Annotated in this window: 19 protein-coding genes; 5 read left to right on the top strand and 14 right to left on the bottom strand. The window is 67.6% G+C overall.

Features of this window, described 5'->3' with window-relative positions; genetic code table 11:
• Positions 1-30: 30 nt before the first annotated feature.
• Together AACL56_RS19745 and AACL56_RS19750 are read right to left on the bottom strand one after the other, a co-directional pair.
• Complete coding sequence (locus tag AACL56_RS19745; RefSeq protein ID WP_339091505.1) at positions 31-1,083, bottom strand: hypothetical protein; 1,053 nt, start codon at positions 1,081-1,083, stop codon at positions 31-33.
• Between the two features lie 105 nt (positions 1,084-1,188).
• Positions 1,189-3,714 carry a penicillin acylase family protein gene (locus tag AACL56_RS19750; RefSeq protein ID WP_339091506.1) on the bottom strand — a complete coding sequence of 842 codons (2,526 nt, stop codon included), beginning with the start codon at positions 3,712-3,714 and terminating at the stop codon, positions 1,189-1,191.
• A 96-nt stretch (positions 3,715-3,810) separates the two neighbouring features.
• On the opposite strand from AACL56_RS19750, the gene AACL56_RS19755 reads away from it, so the two are divergent.
• From AACL56_RS19755 to AACL56_RS19765, 3 genes are all read left to right on the top strand, one after another.
• On the top strand, positions 3,811-4,899 hold the full coding sequence (locus AACL56_RS19755; RefSeq protein WP_339091507.1) for a PLP-dependent cysteine synthase family protein: 1,089 nt from the start codon (positions 3,811-3,813) through the stop codon (positions 4,897-4,899).
• Positions 4,900-4,928: 29 nt separating this feature from the next.
• On the top strand, positions 4,929-6,017 hold the full coding sequence (locus AACL56_RS19760) for a lipocalin-like domain-containing protein (protein ID WP_425337070.1): 1,089 nt from the start codon (positions 4,929-4,931) through the stop codon (positions 6,015-6,017).
• 105 nt (positions 6,018-6,122) lie between these two features.
• Positions 6,123-6,608: a YXWGXW repeat-containing protein gene (locus AACL56_RS19765; RefSeq protein WP_339091508.1), complete on the top strand. Its 486-nt coding sequence runs from the start codon at positions 6,123-6,125 to the stop codon at positions 6,606-6,608.
• 68 nt (positions 6,609-6,676) lie between these two features.
• Here the strand turns inward: AACL56_RS19765 and AACL56_RS19770 are convergent, their stop codons facing one another.
• The 6 genes from AACL56_RS19770 to AACL56_RS19795 form a co-directional block, all read right to left on the bottom strand.
• Positions 6,677-7,663 carry a branched-chain amino acid ABC transporter permease gene (locus AACL56_RS19770; protein ID WP_339091509.1) on the bottom strand — a complete coding sequence of 329 codons (987 nt, stop codon included), beginning with the start codon at positions 7,661-7,663 and terminating at the stop codon, positions 6,677-6,679.
• Positions 7,664-7,673: 10 nt separating this feature from the next.
• Positions 7,674-8,549, bottom strand: a complete 876-nt coding sequence (locus AACL56_RS19775; RefSeq protein WP_339091510.1) for a branched-chain amino acid ABC transporter permease — start codon at positions 8,547-8,549, stop codon at positions 7,674-7,676.
• A 136-nt stretch (positions 8,550-8,685) separates the two neighbouring features.
• Positions 8,686-9,879 carry an ABC transporter substrate-binding protein gene (locus AACL56_RS19780; RefSeq protein WP_339091511.1) on the bottom strand — a complete coding sequence of 398 codons (1,194 nt, stop codon included), beginning with the start codon at positions 9,877-9,879 and terminating at the stop codon, positions 8,686-8,688.
• A 130-nt stretch (positions 9,880-10,009) separates the two neighbouring features.
• Positions 10,010-11,206, bottom strand: coding sequence for an ABC transporter substrate-binding protein (locus AACL56_RS19785; RefSeq protein ID WP_339091512.1), 1,197 nt, complete (start codon positions 11,204-11,206; stop codon positions 10,010-10,012).
• A gap of 67 nt (positions 11,207-11,273) precedes the next feature.
• The gene (locus tag AACL56_RS19790; protein WP_339091513.1) at positions 11,274-11,993 is read right to left on the bottom strand and encodes an ABC transporter ATP-binding protein; all 720 of its coding nucleotides are present in this window, start codon (positions 11,991-11,993) and stop codon (positions 11,274-11,276) included.
• The gene (locus tag AACL56_RS19795) at positions 11,993-12,763 is read right to left on the bottom strand and encodes an ABC transporter ATP-binding protein (RefSeq protein WP_339091514.1); all 771 of its coding nucleotides are present in this window, start codon (positions 12,761-12,763) and stop codon (positions 11,993-11,995) included. Before AACL56_RS19795 ends, AACL56_RS19790 begins: the two co-directional genes overlap by 1 nt.
• Positions 12,764-13,372: 609 nt before the next feature.
• Here AACL56_RS19795 and AACL56_RS19800 point away from each other — a divergent pair.
• Entirely contained in the window at positions 13,373-14,572 is a 1,200-nt protein-coding gene (locus AACL56_RS19800) for an AGE family epimerase/isomerase (RefSeq protein ID WP_339091515.1), read from the top strand.
• Positions 14,573-14,694: 122 nt separating this feature from the next.
• On the opposite strand, the gene AACL56_RS19805 is transcribed toward AACL56_RS19800, so the two are convergent.
• The 4 genes from AACL56_RS19805 to AACL56_RS19820 are packed head-to-tail and all read right to left on the bottom strand — an operon-like array spanning position 14,695 to position 19,689.
• Entirely contained in the window at positions 14,695-16,257 is a 1,563-nt protein-coding gene (locus AACL56_RS19805) for a DHA2 family efflux MFS transporter permease subunit (protein ID WP_339091516.1), read from the bottom strand.
• A 44-nt stretch (positions 16,258-16,301) separates the two neighbouring features.
• The gene (locus tag AACL56_RS19810; RefSeq protein ID WP_339091517.1) at positions 16,302-17,624 is read right to left on the bottom strand and encodes an efflux RND transporter periplasmic adaptor subunit; all 1,323 of its coding nucleotides are present in this window, start codon (positions 17,622-17,624) and stop codon (positions 16,302-16,304) included.
• A gap of 51 nt (positions 17,625-17,675) precedes the next feature.
• Positions 17,676-19,157, bottom strand: a complete 1,482-nt coding sequence (locus tag AACL56_RS19815; protein WP_339091518.1) for an efflux transporter outer membrane subunit — start codon at positions 19,155-19,157, stop codon at positions 17,676-17,678.
• Positions 19,150-19,689, bottom strand: a complete 540-nt coding sequence (locus tag AACL56_RS19820) for a MarR family winged helix-turn-helix transcriptional regulator (protein ID WP_339091519.1) — start codon at positions 19,687-19,689, stop codon at positions 19,150-19,152. The genes AACL56_RS19815 and AACL56_RS19820 overlap by 8 nt, the downstream gene beginning before the upstream one ends.
• A gap of 77 nt (positions 19,690-19,766) precedes the next feature.
• On the opposite strand from AACL56_RS19820, the gene AACL56_RS19825 reads away from it, so the two are divergent.
• Entirely contained in the window at positions 19,767-21,551 is a 1,785-nt protein-coding gene (locus AACL56_RS19825; RefSeq protein ID WP_339091520.1) for an ABC transporter transmembrane domain-containing protein, read from the top strand.
• Between the two features lie 35 nt (positions 21,552-21,586).
• Here AACL56_RS19825 and AACL56_RS19830 read toward each other — a convergent pair whose 3' ends face one another.
• A complete protein-coding gene (locus AACL56_RS19830) occupies positions 21,587-22,054 on the bottom strand; it encodes a DUF1178 family protein (RefSeq protein WP_339091521.1) in 468 nt (155 codons plus the stop codon).
• 8 nt (positions 22,055-22,062) lie between these two features.
• Positions 22,063-22,680, bottom strand: coding sequence for an NUDIX domain-containing protein (locus tag AACL56_RS19835; RefSeq protein ID WP_339091522.1), 618 nt, complete (start codon positions 22,678-22,680; stop codon positions 22,063-22,065).

Below are 22,680 nucleotides of genomic sequence, written 5' to 3' on the forward strand. Positions count from 1 at the left end.
CCGCCACCACTGCGGCGGCAACCTCGCGCTTCAGGGCTGCCCGCAGATGAAGCCCTGGTACCAGCTCGCGATCTTGCTCCAGGGGATCTCGATGTTCGGCGCGATCTCCTCGCCCCATGTGATGAGACCGAACGCCGCACCGTTCGGCCTCACATCGACGGAAAGCGCCAGCATGAAATGGCCGCCGAAGACGCGCATCAGCGCGGACTGGCCGTAGCGCTCTCCCTGCGCCATCTGGGCCAGGCTGGCGGAGCCGACCAGCATGACGGTGTGCCCGTTGGCGAGGCGCTGCTGCATCTTCAGCAGATGCGGCCCCATGAGGTTGCGGCCCAGATGGGTACGGTCGGCCTTCATGCGCAGGCCGTGCACGCGCCACCCGGAATGGACATGGTCCTCGACATTCGTGTAACCGGCATCGCGCATCCATTGCATCATGGAAGCGGGCGTCGTCATGCCTTCGAGCGTCGTGTTGGTCGCAGCCGAGCGATAGGCGAAGAGGTTGCTGCTTTCGCGCAGGCTGGCCAGCGCGATGTAGTCGGCCTCCCTGATGCTGTGCACGTCGTTGACCCCGGGACGCTTGCCCAGCAGGTTGGAGCCCGACTTGACCTTCACCGTATGGGTTCCGAGATCGCCCCTTCGGTTCTCGGCCAGGCCCATCACGTACAGCACGTATTCCTCGATGTTGCGCCGCGCGATCCCCTGCATGAACGTGACCGGCCCGCAAATCGGATGGTTCTTCTGTTCGATGTATTTGCATTGGACGATCCGCACGACCAGTTGCAGCGCGATCAGCTCGCGCGAGAAGTGGCGCCAGGGCAGCGGGGCCTGCGCCTGCAGGAAGCCGCCGTCATAGCCTTGATAGAGCCGGTGCGTACCGATGACGCGGTCCAGCGCAAGCTGCTGGAGGGCACCGGGCGTCCAGTGGTTCTTCAGCAACTCGACGAACGCGCCCACCTCGCCGATTGCGGGGGACACATCCACCTCGTTGGCCCCGTCCAGCAGCGCGGTCAGTTTCTTCGCGGGCGTATCGAACGCCCACAAGCCGTTGCTGGCAAGGTTCAGGGTTTGGGCAAGCGTTGGCATGGCGGCCTGTTCCTCGGTGAGTCCTTGCGAGCGACTCTAGCTTCGGCGCCATGAATGAAAAATCCCAAGGATCAGGGATTTTTCATCGCCAGCCTCGGGCAGGACTCACTTGCCCGGCGTCAGCTGGATTCTCTCCAGCGTCTCCTTCTCGACCGCCGACCTGCTGTAGACCAAAGGCACGTACTTGCCGTCGAGCCACAGCGGCGCGAGGTCGCGGTAGTTGGGGCTGTCCGGGTTGCCCGACTGCCCCGGCGCATTGACGACCCGCGAGGCGTCCCAGTTGCCCACGTCCAGCACCATGCGGAACGAGGCACCCGCGGTCAACTTGTAGTCGCTCGCGCGATAGGTCGCGGCCATCGGTGTGAAGGAAGAACCCGACATCGGCCAGTCGCCGACGTCCAGCTTCCTGCGCGTGGCCGGATCGACCACACCCGCCAGCGGATGCCGGAACTCCGCACGATGCAGCGCGCCCCACTTCCAGGACGCGGTGTCGGAGCCGAGCCTGGCGCCGAGTTCCTGCATCGCGGCCGGCAGCGTCTTGAGCAGCAGCGCATCGCGCTGCTCGTTCGACACCCAGCCGAAGGGGTTCTCCAGCAGCAGCACCATGCGGGTGTTGTCCCCCGGTGCGGCCAGCGCCGCACCCGCGTCCCCCGCGCCCGCCTTCAGCACGGCCGGGCGCAGGAACTTGCTGCTCCACACCTCGTACAGCGCCGCCGGCGCGCTGTCGCGGTCCATGGTGCCGTCCCAGCCCTGCAGCATGCGCAGTGCCGCGGCCGTCTGCGCATCGTCGCTGCGCAGGCCTGCCAGCAGCTTCAGCACGCGCTGAGCCGGCGTCGCGACGATGTCGTTCTGCATGCGCTCCGAATCCTCGATGGAAAAGCGCGAGCCCGCTGCCACCTTGGCGGCGAAGAGCTCCTTGAGCCGCCGCGCGCGCGCCGCGTCGCTCCACTCGTAGCCCACGCCCTTCTTCGCCGCGGGATGGTCGGGCGGAATGTTGTTCTCGTTCGCCGTCACCACGTAGCCGCGCGCAGGATTGAACTCGAAGGGCAGCTCGTCGCCGTTGCGAAAGCCCGACCACTCGTAGCGGCCGTCGCCCGGCACCGGCATCAGGCCGTCCCAGTTGGGCCGGATGGGCGTCAGGCCGCCGGGGATCCAGCCGACGTTGCCGCCGGTGTCCGCATAGACCTGGTTCTCGCCCGGCGCGCCCCAGCGATTCATGGCCGCGCGGAACTGGTCCCAGTTGCGCGCGCGCATGTAGTCCATGGAGCCGAAGTAAGGCGCCATGCCGGGCTCGAGCCAGGCCGCGCGCAAGGCGAACGCGCGCTGCCTGCCCGGCTCGGCCAGCAGCACCGGGCCGTGCCGGGTGAAGGTGTTGACCACCTCGCGCGGCGCGCTCTCGCCCTTGACCGCGATGCGCTCGGTGACGCGCACCATCGGCTCCCATCGGCCCTGGTAGCGGTACTCGTTGGCATTGCGCGGGTTGAGTTGGTACACGTACAGGTCTTCCTGGTCCATGTAGAAGCGCGTGAGGCCGAAAGCAATGGTGCCGTTGTGGCCGATCGACAGGCCCGGCAGGAAGGGCTCGCCCGCGCCGATCGCGTCCATGCCCGGCGCGCTCAGGTGCGCCATGTAGCGCAGGCTCGGCGCGCCGTGCGCGCGGTGCGGGTCGTTGGCAAGAATGGGCCTTCCGGTGGACGTCAGCTTCGGCGCGATCACCCAGTTGTTGCTGCCGTAGGCGCCGGTCGGGTCGCCCTCGGGCGCCTGCTGCGCCAGCTCGTCGCCGACGTCGCCCGGCACGCGCGCCACCACCGAGGCGATGCGCGTGTTGGCCTTGGTGAACTGCGGCGGCTCGGTCGCGCGCAGGTAGGCGGCGCGCAGTTCGGCCGCAGGAATGGTGCAAGGGTCGAGCCCCTGCGGCACGCGCGGATTGACGGGCGGATCGAGTTCGCGGCGCAGCCAGTCGGCCTTGACGCCGGCACCGCCGGCACAGAACGCACGCGCGCGGTCGATCTCCGACGTCAAGTTCAGCGTGAGGCCGTGGTGCCGGATGCGCACCACGTCTTCCGGCGACCACATGGCCGGCTGGTAGCCGAGCAGCGCGAACTCCGGCGGCAGCAGCGCGGGCTGCGCGCGCACCTGCGCCACGTAGGCATTGACGCCTGCCGTGAAGGCCTCGGCCACGCGCTTGGCATCGGAGCCGTAGGCCAGCCACTCGCGGTACATGTCGCCGCGATAGAGCACGGCACGCGCGGCGCGGTCGCTGTCGACCCACGCGGGGCCGAAGTCCTTCGCCATCTCGCCGAGCCCGCGCTTGCGCCACAAATCCATTTGCCAGAGCCGGTCGCGCGCGGCGATGAAGCCCTGCGCCACGAAGGCGTCGTAGAGCGTGCCCGCGTACATGTGCGGCACGCCCCAGCGGTCGACCAGCACCTCGGCCGGCTTCTCGAGGCCGGGCACCGTGAACGAAGAGGAAGGACGCGCGGGCGTGTCGGATGATGACGGCGGGTTCGATGCGCAACCGGCGAGCCCGAAGGCCGAGAAAGCCGCGATGCCTGCAAGCGCCAGCGCGCCGGAGGAATGCCTTTGACCTAACGAGCGCCGCGATGCCGGGCGCAGGTTCATTCTTGTCATGTGTCTCGTCTCCTGCCTTGTTGAATGGCGCGCCCAGTATCCCGATTTGCGCGCGGTGCAGGGGTTACAAGGCATGACTTGTAGACTGGCGCCGATATGCAGCAGCAACCCTCCTCTTCACTGTCTCCAGCCTCGTGCAGCGGCTGGCTCGACGGCGCCATCCGCCGCATCGAGGCCGACTACCAGCGCAGCGCCGACACGCACCTGATTCCGCTGCCGCTGCCTTCGCTGGCCGCGAGCGGCATCGACCTGTACCTGAAGGACGAGTCGACCCATCCGACCGGCAGCCTCAAGCACCGGCTCGCACGTTCGCTCTTTCTCTATGCACTGTGCAACGGCTGGGTGCGCGAAGGCACGACCATCGTCGAAGCCTCGAGCGGTTCCACCGCGGTGAGCGAGGCCTACTTCGCGCGGCTGCTGGGCCTGCCCTTCATCGCGGTGATGCCGCGCAGCACCTCGCCCGAGAAGATCGCGCAGATCGCCTTCTACGGCGCGAGTTGCCACTTCGTCGACCATGCCGCGCAGGTCTACGAAGAGGCCCGCGCGCTGGCCGAACGCACCGGCGGGCACTACATGGACCAGTTCACCTACGCCGAGCGCGCGACCGACTGGCGCGGCAACAACAACATCGCCGAGAGCATGTTCCAGCAGATGGCGCGAGAGCGCCATCCGGTGCCGAAGTGGATCGTGGTAGGCGCGGGCACGGGCGGCACCAGCGCCACCATCGGGCGCTACCTGCGCTTTCGCTGCCATGACACGCAGGTGTGTGTGGCCGACCCCGAAGGCTCGGTGTTCTCGGCCTACCACCGCACGGGCGACGCCACGCTCACGGCAGCGGGATCGCGCATCGAAGGCATCGGCCGGCCGAGGGTGGAGCCGAGCTTCATCCGCACGCTGGTCGACCGGATGATCGAGGTGCCCAACCTCGACTCGGTGGCCGCCATGCACGCGCTGTCGGCGCTGATCGGCCGCAGGGTGGGCCCTTCCACCGGCACCAACTTCACCGGCATGCTGGCACTGGCGCACGAGATGCGCGCGGCCGGACAGCAGGGTTCGATCCTTTCGCTGCTGTGCGACGCGGGCGAGCGCTACCTGCCGAGCTACCACGATGCCGCGTGGGTGCGCAACGCCTTCGGCGACATCGCGCCCGCGCAGCAGCGCATCGACGCACTGGTGGCAGCGTGATGGCGTCCCGAGTGCCTTCGATGTCTTCGATGTCTTCGATGCCTTCCATGCCGTTCATGCCGTTCATGCCGTCGCGGCGCAGCCTGCTGCTGGCCGCGCTCGCCGCGGGCCCGCTCGCGGCGTGGGCGCTGCCCGAGCGCCGGCTCGAGTTTCCACGCGACTTCGGCAGCCACCCCGACCTGCACACCGAGTGGTGGTACATCACCGGCCATGCGAAGACGCAGGCAGGCCGCGAGTTCGGCTTCCAGGTGACCTTCTTCCGCTCGCGCGTCGAGGCCGCGCTGGGCATGCGCTCGGCTTTCGCGGCGAAGCACCTGGTGTTTGCGCACGCGGCGGTCAGCGATCTCGAGGGCCGCGTGCTGCTGCACGACCAGCGCATCGCGCGCGCGGGCTTCGGCGTGGCGGAGGCGAGCGCGAACGACACCGACGTGCGCATCCGCGACTGGTCGCTGGCGCGCGAGAACGGCATCTACGTGGCGCGCATTCCCGCCGGCGAGTTCACGCTCGACCTGCGCTTCACGCCGACCCAGCCCGTGCTGCTGCAGGGCAAGGCCGGACTGTCGCGCAAGGGGCCCGAGGAATCGCAGGCCAGCTACTACTACAGCGAGCCCCAGCTCAGGGCCCAGGGCAAGCTCATGATCAAGGGCCAGGGCTTCGACGTGGGCGGCACGGCGTGGCTCGACCACGAATGGAGCGAGGCGCTGATGCACCCCGAGGCGGTGGGCTGGGACTGGATCGGCATGAACCTCCACGACGGCAGCGCGCTCACCGCCTTTCACCTGCGCCGCCGCGACGGCAGCGCGCTGTGGGGCGGGGGATCGTTCCGGCAGCGCGACGGCACGGCGCGCATCTTCGGCAACGACGAGGTGCGCTTCGAGTCCCTGAAGACCTGGGACAGTCCGCGCACGCAGGCGAAGTACCCGACGCAATGGCGCGTTCGAACGCCTGCCGGCAGCTTCGAGGTGCGCGCCCTGCTCGACGACCAGGAACTCGACAGCCGCGGCTCCACCGGCGGCGTGTACTGGGAAGGCCTGAGCGATCTGCTCGATGCGCAGGGCCGGCGCGTCGGCCGCGGCTACCTGGAGATGACCGGCTACGCTGCGCCGCTGAAGCTGTAGAACGGTTGCCGCAACAGCGGCAATGAGAACCCGACGACAACCGTAGCCCCGCCGCGCGCGTTGGGGAAGCGTGTCGTACCCCCATCGAAAAAACAGAAGGAACCCATGAAGATTCGATTCGCCATGCTGGCCGTGGCCAGCGTCCTTTCCGCCCTTGCGAGCCCGATGGCGGCCAACGCGCAGGTCTCGGTCCACATCGACGTGCCCGGCCTGGTGATGACGGCGCCGCCCCCGCCGCGCTACGAGCCGCTCCCGCCGCCGCGCGGCGGCTTCGTGTGGGTGCCGGGCCGCTGGGCCTGGGACGGCCGCGCCTATGCATGGCGTCCGGGCGGCTGGGAGCGGGAGCGCGCGGGGTATGCGTATGCGCCGGGACGCTGGATCGAGGACCGCGGCGGATGGCGCTGGGCCGAAGGCGACTGGCGGCGGCGCGAAGCCTTCCGCGAGGCGCGCCGGGAGCGGGAATGGGAGCGCGAGCGCGAGTGGGACGACCACCGCCGCCACGACCGCGATCACGACCGCAACCACTGGCAGAGCCATGACCGCGGACGCGAGTTCTGCCCGCCGGGCCAAGCCAAGCGCGGCAACTGCTGAGCCGCCGGGCAACGACGAAAAAAAGGGAGCCGAGGCTCCCCTTTTTTTAATGGTGCGAACCGCTCGCCCTACTTCGCGCGCCGCCGGTCGACGAAGGCGATGATCTCGCCCATGATCCCCTTGCGGAAGGCCAGCACGCAGATCACGAAGATCAGGCCCGTGACCATGGTCACCGACTCGCCCAGCGTGTTGAACCAGTCGACGGTGGTGATGCGCGCCAGCAGGTTGCCGAGTTCGCCGATCTTGTTCTCCAGCAGCACCACCACCGCGGAGCCCACCAGCGGACCCGAGAGCGTGCCGAGGCCGCCCACCAGCGTCATCAGGATGACCTGGCCCGAGGCGGTCCAGTGCACGTCCGACAGCGTGGCGAAGCCCAGCACCAGCGTCTTGAGCGAACCTGCAAGGCCCGACAGCGCCGCCGAGATCACGAAGGCCAGCAGCTTGAAGCGGCTCACGTCGTAGCCCAGCGACAGCGCGCGTGGTTCGTTTTCCTTGATGCCCTTGAGGACCTGGCCGAACGGGGAGTGGATGGTGCGCACGATCAGCAGGAACGCGGCCACCACGATCACCAGCGCGACGTAGTACATGGTGAGGTCGCTCGACAGGTCGATCAGGCCGAAGAGCTTGCCGCGCGGCACGCCCTGCAGGCCGTCCTCGCCGCCCGTGAACCTGGCCTGCAGCGCGACGAAGAACATCATCTGCGCGAGCGCCAGCGTGATCATCGCGAAGTAGATGCCCTGGCGGCGGATGGCCAGCACGCCGAAGATCCAGCCGAGGAAGGCGCCGGTGAGCGTGCCCGCGATGAGGCCCAGTTCGGGCGTGAGGCCCCAGACCTTCATCGCGTGCCCAGCGACGTACGCGGAGCCGCCGAGGAAGGCCGCATGGCCGAAGGACAGCAGCCCGGTGTAGCCCAGCAGCAGGTTGAAGGCCGCGGCGAACAGCGCGAAGCACATGAGCTTCATCACGAACACCGGATAGGCGCCGAAGAACGGAGCCAGCACCAGCGCGAGCAACAGCAGCGCGTAGACGACGAGGGAGATTTTTTTCGTGTTCATGCCGCTCGCCTTATTTCTCTTTGCCGAACAGGCCGGCGGGGCGGATGAGCAGCACGATGACCATGATCACGAACACGACCGTTGAAGATGCTTCCGGATAGAAGACCTTGGTGAAGCCTTCGATGACGCCCAGGCCGAGCCCGGTGAGGATGGCGCCCATGATCGAGCCCATGCCGCCGATCACGACCACGGCGAACACCACGATGATGAGGTTCTGCCCCATGAGCGGCGACACCTGGATCACCGGCGAGGCCAGCACGCCCGCAAAGGCCGCGAGCGCGCAGCCGAAGGCGTAGGTCAGCGTGATCATCAGCGGCACGTTGACGCCGAAGGCTTCCACCAGCCGGGGGTTCTCGGTGCCGGCGCGCAGGTAGGCGCCCAGGCGGGTCTTCTCGATCACGTACCAGGTGGCGAAGCACACCACCAGCGAGGCGACGACCACCCACGCGCGGTAGTTGGGCAGCACCATGAAGCCCAGGTCGGTGGCGCTCGACAGCGCCTCGGGCGCGTCGTAGGGCAGACCGGACACGCCGTAGATCGAGCGGAAGACGCCCTCGATCAGCAGCGTGAGGCCCAGCGTAAGCAGCAGCCCGTAGAGATGGTCGAGCTTGTAGATCCAGCGCAGCAGCAGCCGCTCGATGAGCACGCCGAAGATGCCGATGACGATGGGCGCGGCGATCAGCATCACCCAGTAGTTGATGCCGAAATACTCCATCGCCATCCAGGTCAGGACGGCGCCGAGCATGAACAGCGCGCCGTGCGCGAAGTTGATGACGTTGAGCAGGCCGAAGATCACCGCCAGCCCGAGGCTCAGGATGGCGTAGAAGGAGCCGTTGACCAGCCCCAGGAGGAGCTGGCTCAACAAGGCGGGAAGGGAAATGTTCATAAAGATTTCAGGAAGCCACTGGCCGTCTTTTCTTTTTCCGCGGGTGCCGCCGCGCACGGCCGCCCGAAGCGGCCGGCACGCCCCCCTTGCAAGGGAGTGGCGAAGCGGCACGCAGTGCGCGCAGCCCGGAAGGGGCTCACTTCCAGAGCGCGCACTTGCTTTCGGCCTTGGTCGTGAAGACCTCTTCGCCGTTCAGCTTCTGGACCACCTTGTAGTAGTCCCACGGCTGCTTCGACTCGGCCGGCGACTTGACCTGCACCAGGTACATGTCGTGCACGAAGCGGCCGTCGGCACGCACGTAGCCCTTGGCGTAGAAGTCGTCGATCGGCGTCTTCTTGATCTGCGCCATGACCGTGTCGGCATCGATGGTCTTGGCTGCCTGCACGGCCTTCAGGTAGGTCATGGTGGCCGAGTAGTCGGCGGCCTGGATGTCGGTGGGCATGCGCTTGGTCTTCTCGAAGAACCGCTTGCCGAAGGCGCGCGACTTGTCGTCGAGGTTCCAGTCCCAGCTGGTGGTCAGCAGCAGCCCTTCGGTGTTCTTCAGGCCCAGGCTGTGCACGTCGGTCACGAACACCAGCAGGCCGACCATCTTCATGGTCTTGGCGATGCCGAATTCCCGTGCCGCCTTGATCGCGTTCTGCGTGTCGCCGCCCGCATTCGCGAGCGCCAGCACCTGGGCCTTGGAGTTCTGCGCCTGCAGCAGGAACGAGGAGAAGTCGGAGGTGTTGAGCGGATGCTTCACGCTGCCGAGCACGGTGCCGCCCTTTTCCTTCACGACCTTGGTCGCGTCGGCTTCCAGCGCCTGGCCGAAGGCGTAATCGGCCGTGAGGAAATACCAGCTCTTGTCGCCGCGCGCGATGACGGCGCTGCCCGTGCCCTTGGCCAGCGCCACGGTGTCGTAGGCGTAGTGCACGGTGTAGGGGCTGCACTGCTCGTTGGTGAGCGCGGAGCTGCCCGCGCCGTTCACGACGAACACGCGCTTCTTCTCCTGCGCCACCTTGGCCATGGCCAGGCCGGTGCCCGAGCTGGTGCCGCCGAACAGCATCGTCAGGCCTTGCGTGTCGATCCACTCGCGCGCCTTGGAAGCCGCGATGTCGGCCTTGTTCTGATGGTCGGCCTGCAGCAGCTCGATGGGCATGCCGTTGACCTTGCCGCCGAAGTCGTCGATGGCCATCTGGATCGCGAGCGCGCCGTTCTTGCCCTCCACGTCCGCATAGAGGCTCGACATGTCGGTGATGAAACCGATCTTGACCTTGTCCTGCGCCTGCGCGGCGCCCGCGGCGAGCGCGATGGCAAGGGACAGGCCGGAGAGCACGAACGTCTTTTTCATGGTCAAGAACTCCTGATAGAGGAACGGAAAGTCGTGAGGGCCGCCGCGCACGGCCGCCCTAGGCAGCCGGCCCGCCCCCGGCAGGGGGTTGGCGAAGCGACTCGAAGTGCGTGCAGCCTGGGGGCGAGCATCACTTCCAGGCAGCGCACTTGGTCTCGGCCTTGGTCGTGAAGACCTGGTCGCCCGGCAGCGTCTTCAGCACCTTGAGGTAGTCCCAGGGCTTCTTCGATTCGGCGGGCGACTTCACTTCGACCAGGTACATGTCGTGGATGAAGCTGCCGTCGGCGCGGATCTGACCCTTGCCGTAGAAGTCGTCGATCTTCATGCTCTTGAGCTGCGCCATGACCTTGTCGGAGTCGGTGGTCTTGGCGGCGGCCACGGCCTTCAGGTAGGTCATGGTGGCCGAGTAGTCGGCGGCCTGCACGTCGGTGGGCATGCGCTTGGTCTTCTCGAAGAAGCGGTTGGCGAACTTGCGCGACTCGTCGTTCAGGTCCCAGTACCAGCTGGTGGTGTGCAGCAGGCCTTCGGTGTTCTTCAGCCCCAGGCTGTGGATGTCGCTCAGGAAGACCAGCAGGCCGGCGGTCTTCATGGTCTTGTTGATGCCGAACTCTTTGGCGGCCTTGATCGAATTGATCGTGTCGCCGCCGGCGTTGGCCAGGCCCAGGATCTGCGCCTTGGAGTTCTGCGCCTGCAGCAGGAACGACGAGAAGTCGGATGCGTTCAGCGGATGGCGCACCGCGCCCACCACGGTGCCGCCCTTCTCCTTCACCACCTTGGTGGTGTCGGCCTCGAGCGCATGGCCGAAGGCATAGTCGGCCGTCAGGAAGAACCAGCTCTTGCCGCCGCGGTCGACCACTGCCGCGCCGGTGCCCTTGGCCAGCGCCACGGTGTCGTAGGCGTAGTGCACGGTGTAGGGACTGCACTGCTCGTTGGTGAGCACCGAGCTGCCCGCGCCGTTGTTGAAGTACACGCGCTTCTTCTCCTCGGCCACCTTGGCCGTGGCCAGCGCCACGCCCGAATTGGTGCCGCCGAAGACCATCGTCACGCCGGCGGTGTCGATCCATTCGCGGGCCTTGGAGGCGGCGATGTCAGCCTTGTTCTGGTGGTCGGCCGTGAGCAGTTCGATGGGCTGGCCCAACGCCTTGCCGCCGAAGTCGTCGATGGCCATCTGGATGGCGGTGGCACCGCCCTTGCCTTCGAGGTCGGCGTACAGGCTCGACAGGTCGGTGACGAAGCCGATCTTCACTTTCTCCTGCGCCTGCGCGGCGCCTGCGGTCATGGCGAGGATGCCGATGGCGGTGGCGATGAGGCCGAGTTTCTTGTTCATGGCGTTGTCTCCTGGAAGAATCTTTGTGGGATGGAAGTGAAGGTCTTGTGGACGGGTGCGTGCGCTCTCAGACGCCCAGCAGCTCGGTGAGCACGGGCATCCTGGCCTCGAGTTCGGCAGCGCCGAATGTCAGTGCGATGCGGCCGTGCTCCATCACGTAGAAGCGGTCGGCCAGCGGTGCGGCGAAGCGGAAGTTCTGCTCCACCATCACGATGGTGTAGCCCTTGGCGCGCAGCGTGGTGATCATGCGGGCGAGCGCCTGCACGATGACCGGCGCGAGGCCTTCGGAGATCTCGTCGAGCAGCAGCAGCCTGGCGCCCGTGCGCAGGATGCGCGCCACCGCCAGCATCTGCTGCTCGCCGCCCGACAGGCGGGTGCCCTGGCTGTGCCGGCGCTCGGCCAGGTTGGGGAACATGGTGTAGATCTCGTCGATCGACATGCCCTGCGATGCACCCGCTCCCCGCCCCTTGAGCTCGGGCGGCAGCATCAGGTTCTCCTCGCACGACAGGCTCGCGAAGATGCCGCGCTCTTCGGGGCAGTAGCCGATGCCCAGGTGGGCGATGCGGTGCGTCGGCATGCCGATGGTCTCTTTGCCGTTGACCTCGATGCTGCCCTTGCGTGCGCCCGTCAGGCCCATGATGGCGCGCAGCGTCGTGGTGCGGCCCGCGCCGTTGCGGCCCAGCAGCGTGACGACCTCGCCCGGCTGCACGACCATGTCGACGCCGTGCAGCACGTGCGATTCGCCGTACCAGGCCTGCAGGCCCTTGATTTCCAATGCGGCGGTCATCAATGAGCCCCTTGCAGTTGACCGTCGGTGGTGCCCATGTAGGCCTCCATGACCTGCGGGTTCTTCGAGACCTCGGCGTATGGGCCTTCGGCCAGCACGGCGCCGCGCTGCAGCACGGTGATGGTGTCGGCGATCGTCGAGACCACGCTCATGTTGTGCTCCACCATCAGGATGGTGCGTCCGGCCGAGACGCGCTTGATGAGATCGGCCACGCGATGCACGTCCTCGTGGCCCATGCCCTGCGTGGGCTCGTCGAGGAGCATCAGCTCGGGCTCCATTGCCAGCGTGGTGGCGATCTCGAGCGCGCGCTTGCGGCCGTACGGCAGGTTCACGGTCTGCTCTTCGGCAAGCTCTTCGAGGCCCACCTCGGCGAGCAGTTCGCGCGCACGCGCATCGAGCGGCTTGAGCGACTTCTCGCTCTTCCAGAAGTGGTACGAGGTGCCCAGCCGCCGCTGCAGGCCGAGGCGCACGTTCTCCAGCAGCGTGAGGTGCGGGAACACGGCCGAGATCTGGAACGAGCGGATGATGCCGCGCCGCGCGATCTGCGCGGGACGCTCGCGCGTGATGTCCTGGCCGTTGAAGAGGATCGTGCCGGTGGTCGGCTCGAGGAACTTCGTCAGCAGGTTGAAGCAGGTCGTCTTGCCGGCGCCGTTGGGACCGATGAGCGCATGGATCGAACCGCGCTTCACCGACAGGTTGACCTTGCTGACCGCGGTGAACCCTTTGAATTCCTTGGTGAGCTGGCGTGTTTCGAGAATGACGTCGCTCATCTCGCGAGGTCGCCCGTGTTCTGAATAGGAAAGTGAGTCATGCGGTCCATCTCGATCGCCACCAGCGGGCGCGGACCGATTGTTGGTGGGCGGGTTGCAGTTGCATACTGGGGCAAATGCCTATGCTGCAGTGCAACCATCGCGGCGCTGCCCGCGCCCTCGTTCAGGGGACTGTCGTCGCAACGACATTGCCGCGCGGCACGCACCTTTTTGCGGCGCATCGGTTGTCGTCCAAGCGAGCCGCGGTCCGCAGTCATGGCCGGTACTGCCAGATGTCGCGCGGCATCGCGCCGCGCCGGATGTGCATGGTCACAGGCAGCGCGAGCGCTGCCCTCCCGCCGGTTTGCCGCAGTGCGTGGCGGCGGCGGCTTTCGACGGCATCCTGACGGACACGGCCACCGGCCTTTCGCCGTTGCTGCGCGTCGAACTGCAGCGTTGGTGCTGCGGTTGCGCAGGCGCCGGCGACACAGCCGGCGCGGCGGCTTGCAGTTTGCAGCCGGCTCCATGCTGCGCCGTCGATGCCGTGTCTCCCCGGGGAAACCACAAGCGCGCGCACACGTCGCGCCTGCCTACACTGGACCGGCGACCCGCGCGCCAAACCTGCATTCCATGCCGAACTTTCGATCGCCCGACTTCCTGACGGACCACATCCTCCACACGCTCGCGTTCTACGAACCGCGCTGCATCGACGCCTCGGGCGGCTTCTTTCATTTCTTCAAGGACGACGGCACGGTGTACGACCGGCGCACACGCCACCTGGTGAGCAGCACGCGCTTCGTGTTCAACCATGCGATGGCGCACCGCCGATTCGGCAACCCCGACCACCTCGCCGCCGTGCGGCACGGCCTAGCCTTTCTTCATCGCGGCCATGCGCAAGCCGAAGGCGGCTACGCCTGGCAGGTCGACTGGCACCAGCAACGCCAGACGGTGCAGGACGGCACCCACCACTGCTACGGCCTGGCCTTCGTGCTGCTGGCCTACGCGCATGCGCTCATGGCAGGCGTCGAAGAAGCGCATGCGGGCCTCGAGCACACCTGGCAACTGATGGAGCGGCACTTCTGGGAGCCGCGCCACCAGCTGTATGCCGACGAAGCCACCACCGGCTGGAAGGTCGGGCCATACCGTGGGCAGAACGCCAACATGCACGCCTGCGAGGCGATGCTCGCCGCCTTCGAGGCCACGCAGCAGGCGCGCTACCTCGACCGCGCGCTGGCACTGGCCGAATCGGTCACCGGCCGGCTGGCCTCGCAGGCCGACGGGCTGGTGTGGGAGCACTACCGGGAAGACTGGTCGATCGACTGGGACTTCAACCGCAACGACAACACCGACATCTTCCGACCCTGGGGTTTCCAGACCGGGCACCTGACCGAGTGGGCCAAGCTGCTGCTGCAGCTCGAGCGCCATCTCGGCACGGTCGATCGCACGGCCGACTGGATCGTGCCACGCGCGCGCCACTTCTTCGACACCGCGATGTTCCGCGGCTGGGACGCCGACAACGGCGGACTGGTGTACGGCTTCGCGCCCGACGGCAGCGTGTGCGACGGCGACAAGTACTTCTGGGTGCAGGCCGAGAGCTTCGCCGCCGCCGCGCTGCTGGCGGTGCGCACCGGCGACGAAAGCTACTGGGACTGGTACGACAGCATCTGGACCTACAGCTGGGCGCACTTCGTGGACCATCGCCATGGCGCCTGGTACCGCATCCTCTCGCCGTCGAACGCGAAACTCAGCGACGAGAAGAGCCCGGCCGGCAAGACCGACTACCACACGATGGGCGCCTGCTACGACGTGCTGCGGGTGCTCGAAGCCTGAGAGGCACGACAGGTCCGGGCGGCCGGCTTTCGCTCATGCATGCACGGCCGCAGATGTGAAAACCCCCAGGTCTTCATGAAGAAGCCTGGGGGTTGACGAATGCCGTGCCGGAGGGCGGTCGGTCAGTGTGCGCCTGCCGCAGCGTCTCCGCCGGCACCGCCCTTCTGCGGCCGCGCCAGCCAGACCAGCGGGATCAGCAGCAGGAACAGGATCGCCGACGCATAGAAGATGTCGTTCGTGGCCAGCATGTAGGCCTGCTGGTCGACCAAACGGTTGATCTGGCCCATTACCTGGTCGGTGCTGAAGCCGCTGCTCGCGAGCCCGGACATCGCGCTGGTCGCCGCGTTGTTGCCGTGACTGATCGACTCCGACAGCTGCGAGTGGTGCAAGGTGGCGCGGTTGTCCCACAGCGTGGTGGTGAGCGAAGTGCCCATGGCGCCGGCCGTGATCCGCAGGAAGTTCGACAGGCCCGAAGCGGCCGGAATGCGGTCGGGCGTCAGGCCCGACAGCGTGATGGTCACCAGCGGGATGAAGAAGAACGCCATCGCGATGCCCTGGATCACCGTCGGGATGATGATGGTGACGAAGTCGGCCTGCGTGTTGAAGTTCGACCGCATCCACAGCACCAGCGCGAACACCAGGAACGAGAAGGTCGCATAGCGGCGCGGGTCGATCTTGGACACCGTGAGGCCCACCACCGGCGAGAAGAAGATCGCCAGCAGCCCCACGGGCGCCATGATCATCCCCGCCTGCGTGGCGGTGTAGCCCATCCACTGCTGCAGCCACAGCGGCAGCAGCACCACGTTGCCGAAGAACAGGCCGTAGGCCACCGCCGTCGCCACAGCGCCCGACCAGAAGTTGCGGCGCTTGAAGAGCGACAGGTCGACCACGGGATGCTTGTCCGTCAGCTCCCAGACCAGGAAGAACGCGAAGCCCACCACCGCGACCACGGCCATGATGACGATCTCGGCCGAGTGGAACCAGTCGAGCTCCTTGCCCTTGTCGAGCATGAGCTGCAGCGAGCCCACCCACAGCACCAGCAGCGCAAGACCGATGGCGTCGATGGGCACCTTGTGCGTGACGCTCTCTCGCTTGTGATAGAGCGCCCACGTGATCGAGGCCGCGACGATGCCGACCGGGATGTTGATGTAGAAGATCCACGGCCACGAGATGTTGTCGGTGATCCAGCCGCCGAGCAGCGGCCCCATCACCGGCGCGACCAGCGTGGTCATGGACCACATCGCCATTGCCAGGCCGGCCTTGGCCTTGGGATAGCTCGACAGCAGCAGCGTCTGCGACAGCGGGATCATCGGCCCCGCGACGAAGCCCTGCAGCGCGCGGAACAGGATCAGCGTGGTCATGTTCGGCGCCAGGCCGCACAGCAGCGAGCTGACCATGAACAGGATCACGCTGGCCATGAACAGGCGCACCTGTCCGAAGCGCTGCGTCATGAAACCGGTGAGCGGCACCGCGATGGCGTTGGCCACCGCGAAGCTGGTGATGACCCAGGTGCCCTGCGTGGTGCTCACGCCGAGGTCACCCGAGATGGCCGGCAGCGACACGTTCGCGATCGACGAATCGAGCACGTTCATGAACGTTGCCGCAGACAGCGCAACCGTGCCCCAGACGCGGGCTGCGCCCTCGAGCGGTGGATGCGCAACGTAAGCAGGAGCGGCGGTGGCCATTGCGGTCGCGCGAACTGTTTACTGGTGGCGAGCTCTGCGGGCGATCAGCCCGGCTGGCCCTGCACGGCGACCGAGGCGCCGCCGTGCGCTACCGGCGCCTTCGCCGGTGCGGCGACCGGCGCCGATGCGCTGCGGCCGATGTTGGCTGCAACGATGCGGTCGACTTCGGCATCGGCGCCGCGGTCGAGCTGGCTGTAGACGGCCGTCTGCGTCACGGCGGTGGCGCGCGGCGCGTCGGCCAGCATCTTGCCGCCCTTGGCGGAGATGTCGACCTCGGCGTCCATCGACAGGCCGATGCGCAGCGGGTTGGCCTTGAGCTGCTCGGGGTCGAGCGCGATGCGCACGGGCACGCGCTGGACCACCTTGATCCAGTTGCCGGTGGCGTTCTGCGCGGGCAGCAGCGCGAACGCGCTGCCGGTGCCCACGCCGAGGCCCGCGACCTTGCCGTCGTACTCGACCTTCTTGCCGTAGACGTCGGCCGTGAGCTTCACGGGCTGGTCGATGCGGATGTTGCGCAACTGCACTTCCTTGAAGTTGGCGTCGACCCACAGCTGGTTGAGCGGCACGATCGACATCATCGGCGTGCCTGCCGAGACGCGCTGGCCGAGCTGAACGGTGCGCTTGGCGACGTAGCCGTCGACCGGCGCGGGCATGGCGACGCGCTGCGTGGCCAGGTAGGCCTCGCGCACCTTGGCGGCGGCGGCCAGCACGCTCGGGTGCTGCGCCACGCTGGTGCCGTCGGTCAGCGACTGGTTGCTGGCCAGCGCTTCCTTGGCGGCGACCACGCCGGCCTGCGCGGCAGCGAGCTGGCTCTTGGCGTTGTCGAGCTGCGTCTCGGCATGGTTGAGTTCTTCCTTCGACACGGCGCCGTTGCCCGACAGTGCGCGGCGGCGCTGCAGGTCGTCTTGCGCCTTGGCGATGTCGCTGTTCGCCTTGACGATGTCGGCTTGGCGCAGCGTGACCTGCGCGGCCAGCGAGCCGTTGTTGGCATACAGCGTGCGCACCTGGCGAACGGCCTGCGCGAGCGCGGCCTCGGCCTGCTCGAGCGCCACCTTGGCGTCGGCCGGATCGAGCTGCACCAGCGGCTGGCCGGCCTTGACGAAATCGGTGTCGTCGGCGTTGATGGCCATCACGGTGCCGCCGATCTGCGGCGTGATCTGGATCACGTTGCCCTGCACGTAGGCGTTGTCGGTGTCCTCGTAATGGCTGGCGACCAGCCATTCGTAGAGGCCCCAGCCGCCGCCGGCGACGATGACGACCGCGGCGAGCGCGGTGAGTGCGCGGCGGCGCTTGCCGTTGCCGGCGGGAGCCTCGGGGGCTGCGGAAGCTGTGGCAGCAGCGGGCGTCGGAGTGTTGTTGTCGCTCATGATGAAGTTCTTTCCGAAGACGAAATGTTCAGGTCAGGCCGGTGAGCCGGTTCAGTTCACCGCGGCCGGTGCGGCAGCCGAAGCGGTGGCATCGCCGGCCGGGGGCTGCCAGCCGCCGCCCAGAGCACGCGCCAGGCCCACCTGGGTGTCGAGCGCGCGCGCGGCGAGGTCGACCGCCAGACGGCGTTGCGCCAGCACGGAGGTTTCCGCGGTCAGCACGTTGAGGTAATTGCCCAGGCCCGCGCGGTAGCGTTGCACGGCGATGTCGTAGGCGCCTTCGGCGGCGGTCTGCGCAGCGCGCTGCTCGGCCTGCTGGCGCACGATCGATTGCGCGCTGGAGACCTGGTCGGCTGCGTCGCGCACGGCGTCCAGCACGGTGGCGTTGTAGCTTTCGATGGCCACGTCGAGGTCGGCCGACTTGCCGCGCAGGTTGCTGCGCAGCTTGCCGCCCTCGAACACCGGCAGCGTGATGGCCGGGCCCACGCCCCACTGCTCGCTGCCCGACTTCAGCAGCTTGCCGAAGCCCAGGCTCTGGAAGCCGGCGAAGGCCGTGAGGTTCACGTTGGGATAGAAGAGCGTCTTGGCGTTCTTCACGTCGCTGGTGGCCGCTTCGACGCGCCAGCGTGCGGCGGCGATGTCGGCACGGCGGCCGAGCAGGTCGGCCGGGATGTTGGCCTGAAGCGCCATCGGCTTGACGTTCTCGAGCAGCGGCGGCTTGAGCGACTGCGTCACGTTGGGCTGACCCACGAGCGCATCGAGCGCGTGCTGCTGCAGCGAGATCTGTTCGTTGAGCGCTTCAATCTGCTGGCGAGCCTCGGGCAGGCCGCCTTCGCTCTGGCGCAGTTCGAGCCGGGTGTCGAGCCCGGCGGAGACGCGGTCGCGCACCAGCTTGAGGGTCTCGTCGCGCTGCGCCAGCGTGCGCTGTGCCACCGTGAGCTGGTCGTTCAGGCGCGCCCACTGGAAGTAGCTGCGCGTGACGTTGCTGGCCAGCAGCACCCGGGCCGCGTCGGCATCGGCCGCGGCCGCATTGGCCGCGCCGATGGCGGTGTCGAGCGCGCTGCGGTTCTTGCCGAAGAAGTCGAGTTCCCAGCTGGCGCTGAGTTGCAGCAGGCCGATGTTCTGCGTGGAGCCGCCCAACGGCGCCGGGTAGATGTAGTTGCTGTTGAACTTCTGGCGGTTCAGGTCGAGATCGCCCTTGACCTGCGGCTTGAGCGCCGCACCGGCGATGTCCGCCGAGGCCTGCGCGCGCGCAAGGCGGGCCTGCGCGACCTGCAGGTTCGGATTGCCGGCCACGGCCTGATCGACCAGCGCGTTGAGCTGCGAATCGCCGAACGCGACCCACCATTGGGTGTCAAGCCGGGACGCCGGGGCGGCGGCGCTGTCGGGCGCGATGCCCAGCGACGCGGCGTCGCGCAGCTTGGCCTGCGGCCCGATGCCGGCCATGTCGGCACAGCCGGCCAATGCGACCACCAGCAGTGCGGCGGCCACGATGGGAGTGCGACGCTGCGCGCGCACGGCGAGGGAATCAGTCATTTTTATCTCCACGGACCGCGAGGGCCTGTGCGTTGTCGAGGATGCGGCGCAAGTAACCCTTGAGCTGCTCCCATTCCTCCTTGCTGAAACCAGCAAGATGTTCGTTCTGGACGCGGCTGAGCACGTACGGCACTTCCTTGGCGGCAGCCCTGCCCTCGTCGGTGAGTTCGATGTTGACCACTCGGCGGTCTTCGAGCGAGCGCACGCGGCGGCACAGGCCCTTGGCCTCGAGGCGGTCGAGCAGGCGCGTCATGGCGCCGGTGTCGAGTTCGCAGGCGCGCGCCAGTTCGGCGACCGTGGTGGCGGCGCCGATGTTGAGTTTGTAGAGGGGCACCCACTGCGGATACGTCGGGCTGCCAGGTTCGCAGATGCGCGTTTCGACCGACTGGCCGACGGCAGCCACGATGCGGCGCATCAGGTAGCCGATGCTCTCTTCCGTCCGATAGGTTTCCGGGGTGTAGAAGTCGACGGGCACGCGACGGCCGGCGTCGGACTCGGCCGACGGGGCATGGGGAGTGTTTGCATCGCTCATGGGCCTGAATATTAGTTGCCTCGGCAGTTATTGTCAAGGCTACCTTTGCGAAGGCAAGGGATCGCTAGAATCGCCCGATGGCTTCTATCCCACCGTCTTCCATGGCCAAGGGCTCTCCCCGCTCGCTGTCGGGCCTGAGCCCTTTTCTCCGCCCGTACCGGGTCCAGATCGTCTTGGCGGCCATCTTTCTGGTGATGGCAGCGGTCACCACCCTGGTTTTTCCTATCGCCTTGAGAAGCCTGATTGACGGCGGCTTGATCAATCCGGACAAGGGCGCACAGACGATGGCGCTGCGGGAGCATTTCGGCGCCCTCTTCGCGGTCGCCGTGGCGCTGGGGCTTTTCTCCGCCGCGCGCTTCTACACCGTGAGCTGGCTCGGCGAGCGCGTGACCGCCGACATCCGCAATGCGGTCTACGGCCATGTGCTCAAGCAGAGCCCGGCGTTCTTCGAGACCACGCAGACCGGCGAGGTGCTGTCGCGCCTCACGGCAGACACCACGCTGGTCCAGACCGTCGTCGGCTCTTCGCTCAGCATGGGCCTGCGAAATGCCGTCATGGGCGTGGGCGCACTGGCCGTGCTGGTGTGGACCAACCCCTACGTGATGGTGCAGGTGCTGGGCATCCTGGTGCTGGTGGTGCTGCCGAGCATGTGGTTCGGCCGCCGCGTGCGCAAGCTGTCGCGCGCCAGCCAGGACCGCGTGGCCGACTCGAGCGCCATCGCTGCCGAGGTACTGAACGCCATCCCCGTGGTGCAGAGCTACACCGCCGAGGGCCGCGAGGCGACCCGCTTCAGCGGCTCGACCGAGAACGCCTTCCGTACCGCCGTTCGCCGCACCAAGGCGCGCTCGGTGCTGGTGGCATTCATCATCATCGCGACCTCCGCCGCCCTGCTCTGGGGCCTGTACCAGGGCACGCAGGCGGTGCTGCGCGGCGACATCACTGCCGGCCACCTGGGGCAGACCGTGGTCTACGTGGCGATCCTGGCGAGCGCGACCGCGGTGCTTGGCGAGGTCTACGGCGACCTGCTGCGCGCCGCCGGCGCAACCGAGCGACTGATGGAACTGCTGCATGCGCCGGCCGCCATCGTCTCGCCGGCGGTTCCGGCGGTCACGCCCGTTCCCGTCGCGGGCAGCGCCATCCGGTTCGAGAACGTCACCTTCCACTATCCGTCGCGGCCCGGCACGCCGGCGCTGCGCGACTTCAGCCTCGACGTCGCTCCCGGCGAAACCGTCGCGCTGGTCGGTTCGAGCGGCGCCGGAAAAAGCACGGTGTTCCAGCTGCTGCTGCGCTACTACGACCCGCAATCGGGCCGCCTGACGCTCGACGGCGCTCCGCTCGCAACCCTCGCGCTGCCCGACCTGCGCACCCGCATCGGCCTCGTGCCGCAGGACGCGGTGATCTTTTCGGCCAGCGCTTTCGAAAACATCCGCTACGGACGCCCCGAAGCCACGGCCGACGAAGTGCACGCCGCCGCGCGCGCAGCCTTCGCCGACGACTTCCTGCAGGCACTGCCCGAGGGCTACGACACCTTCCTCGGCGAGCGCGGCGTGCGCCTGTCGGGCGGCCAGCGCCAGCGCATCGCGATTGCACGCGCGATCCTGAAGAACCCGCCGCTGCTGCTGCTCGACGAGGCCACCAGCGCGCTCGACGCGGAAAGCGAACGCATGGTGCAGGCGGCACTGGAATCGGCAATGGAAAACCGCACCACGGTCGTGATCGCCCACCGTCTCGCCACCGTCCAGAAGGCCGACCGCATCGTGGTGCTGGACCACGGCGGCATCGTGGAGCAAGGCACGCACGCGACGCTGGTCGCGCAGGGCGGCGTCTACGCCAGGCTGGCGGCACTGCAGTTCGCGGCCTGAGCGCCGAGTGCCCTGCTGCCCTGCTGCCCTGCTGCTTATTGCAGCGTTTCCTTGAGCGCTGCGGGAATCGGCAGCGCCATCACGGCAATGCCTTCGTCGAGCAGCGCTTCGGTCTGCTCGGGCGTCGCCTGACCACGGATGCCACGCTCCTGGGTTTCGCCGTAGTGCATCTTGCGCGCCTCGTCGGCGAAGCGGTCTCCGACGTCCTCGGTCTTCGAGAGCACCTCGCGCACGGCGCGCATCCAGCGGGCCTCGGGTGAGCTTTCGGCCGAAATGCCGGAAGAAGAAACGGATGGGGCTGCGCCGGCCGCTGCCGCCTGCTGCGGCGCCCTGGCATTGCCCAGGTTGATGCGCGGTGCGCTCAACAGCTTGACGATGGCGGTGTCGCCGCACACCGGGCACTCGACCAGTCCGCCGGCCAACTGGCTGTCGAAGGCCTCGTTGGAAGCGAACCAGCCCTCGAAGCCATGGCCGTGTGCGCAGCGGAGATCGAGAACTTTCATGCGCGGAATTATCCCGCGCTGCCTTCCGGAGGGACGGCCTTCCAGTCCAGAGCCCACGCGCCCGACAGGACGTTCTGCAGCCACAGCGTGCAGGTCAGCGTCTTGGCGTCGGTCACCGTGCCGTCGCGGCACCAGCCGGCCAGCTCCTCGGGGGTGGCGGTGAACACGTCGAGGAACTCGCCATGGTCGAGTTGCCGCTCGCCGAGCGAAAGGCCACGCGCGAAGTAGATGTGGATGATCTCGGTCGAGTACGCCACCGCAAGGTGCATGGCGCCCGCGTGCGCCCACTCGCGCGCGGTGTAGCCGGTTTCCTCGAGCAGTTCGCGCCGCCCGCACACGAACGGATCTTCGCCGGCGTCGATCTTGCCTGCCGGAAACTCGACCATCACGTGACCGATGGGGTAACGGAACTGCCGCTCGAGCACCACACGGCCGTCGTCCAGCAACGGAATGACCACCACGGCGCCCGGGTGCACCACGTACTCGCGCGTGGCCGTATGGCCGTCGGGCAGGCGGATGGTGTCGCGCTTGGCCTGCAGGAAGTTGCCCTTGACGAGCTCTTCGCTGCTGATGAGCTCTTCGCGCAAGTGCACGTCGGCAACGGGAGAAGTGGTCGGTGCAGTCAT

It is taken from the genome of Variovorax paradoxus (genome assembly GCF_902712855.1).
GTDB classification, from domain to species: domain Bacteria; phylum Pseudomonadota; class Gammaproteobacteria; order Burkholderiales; family Burkholderiaceae_C; genus Variovorax; species Variovorax paradoxus_Q.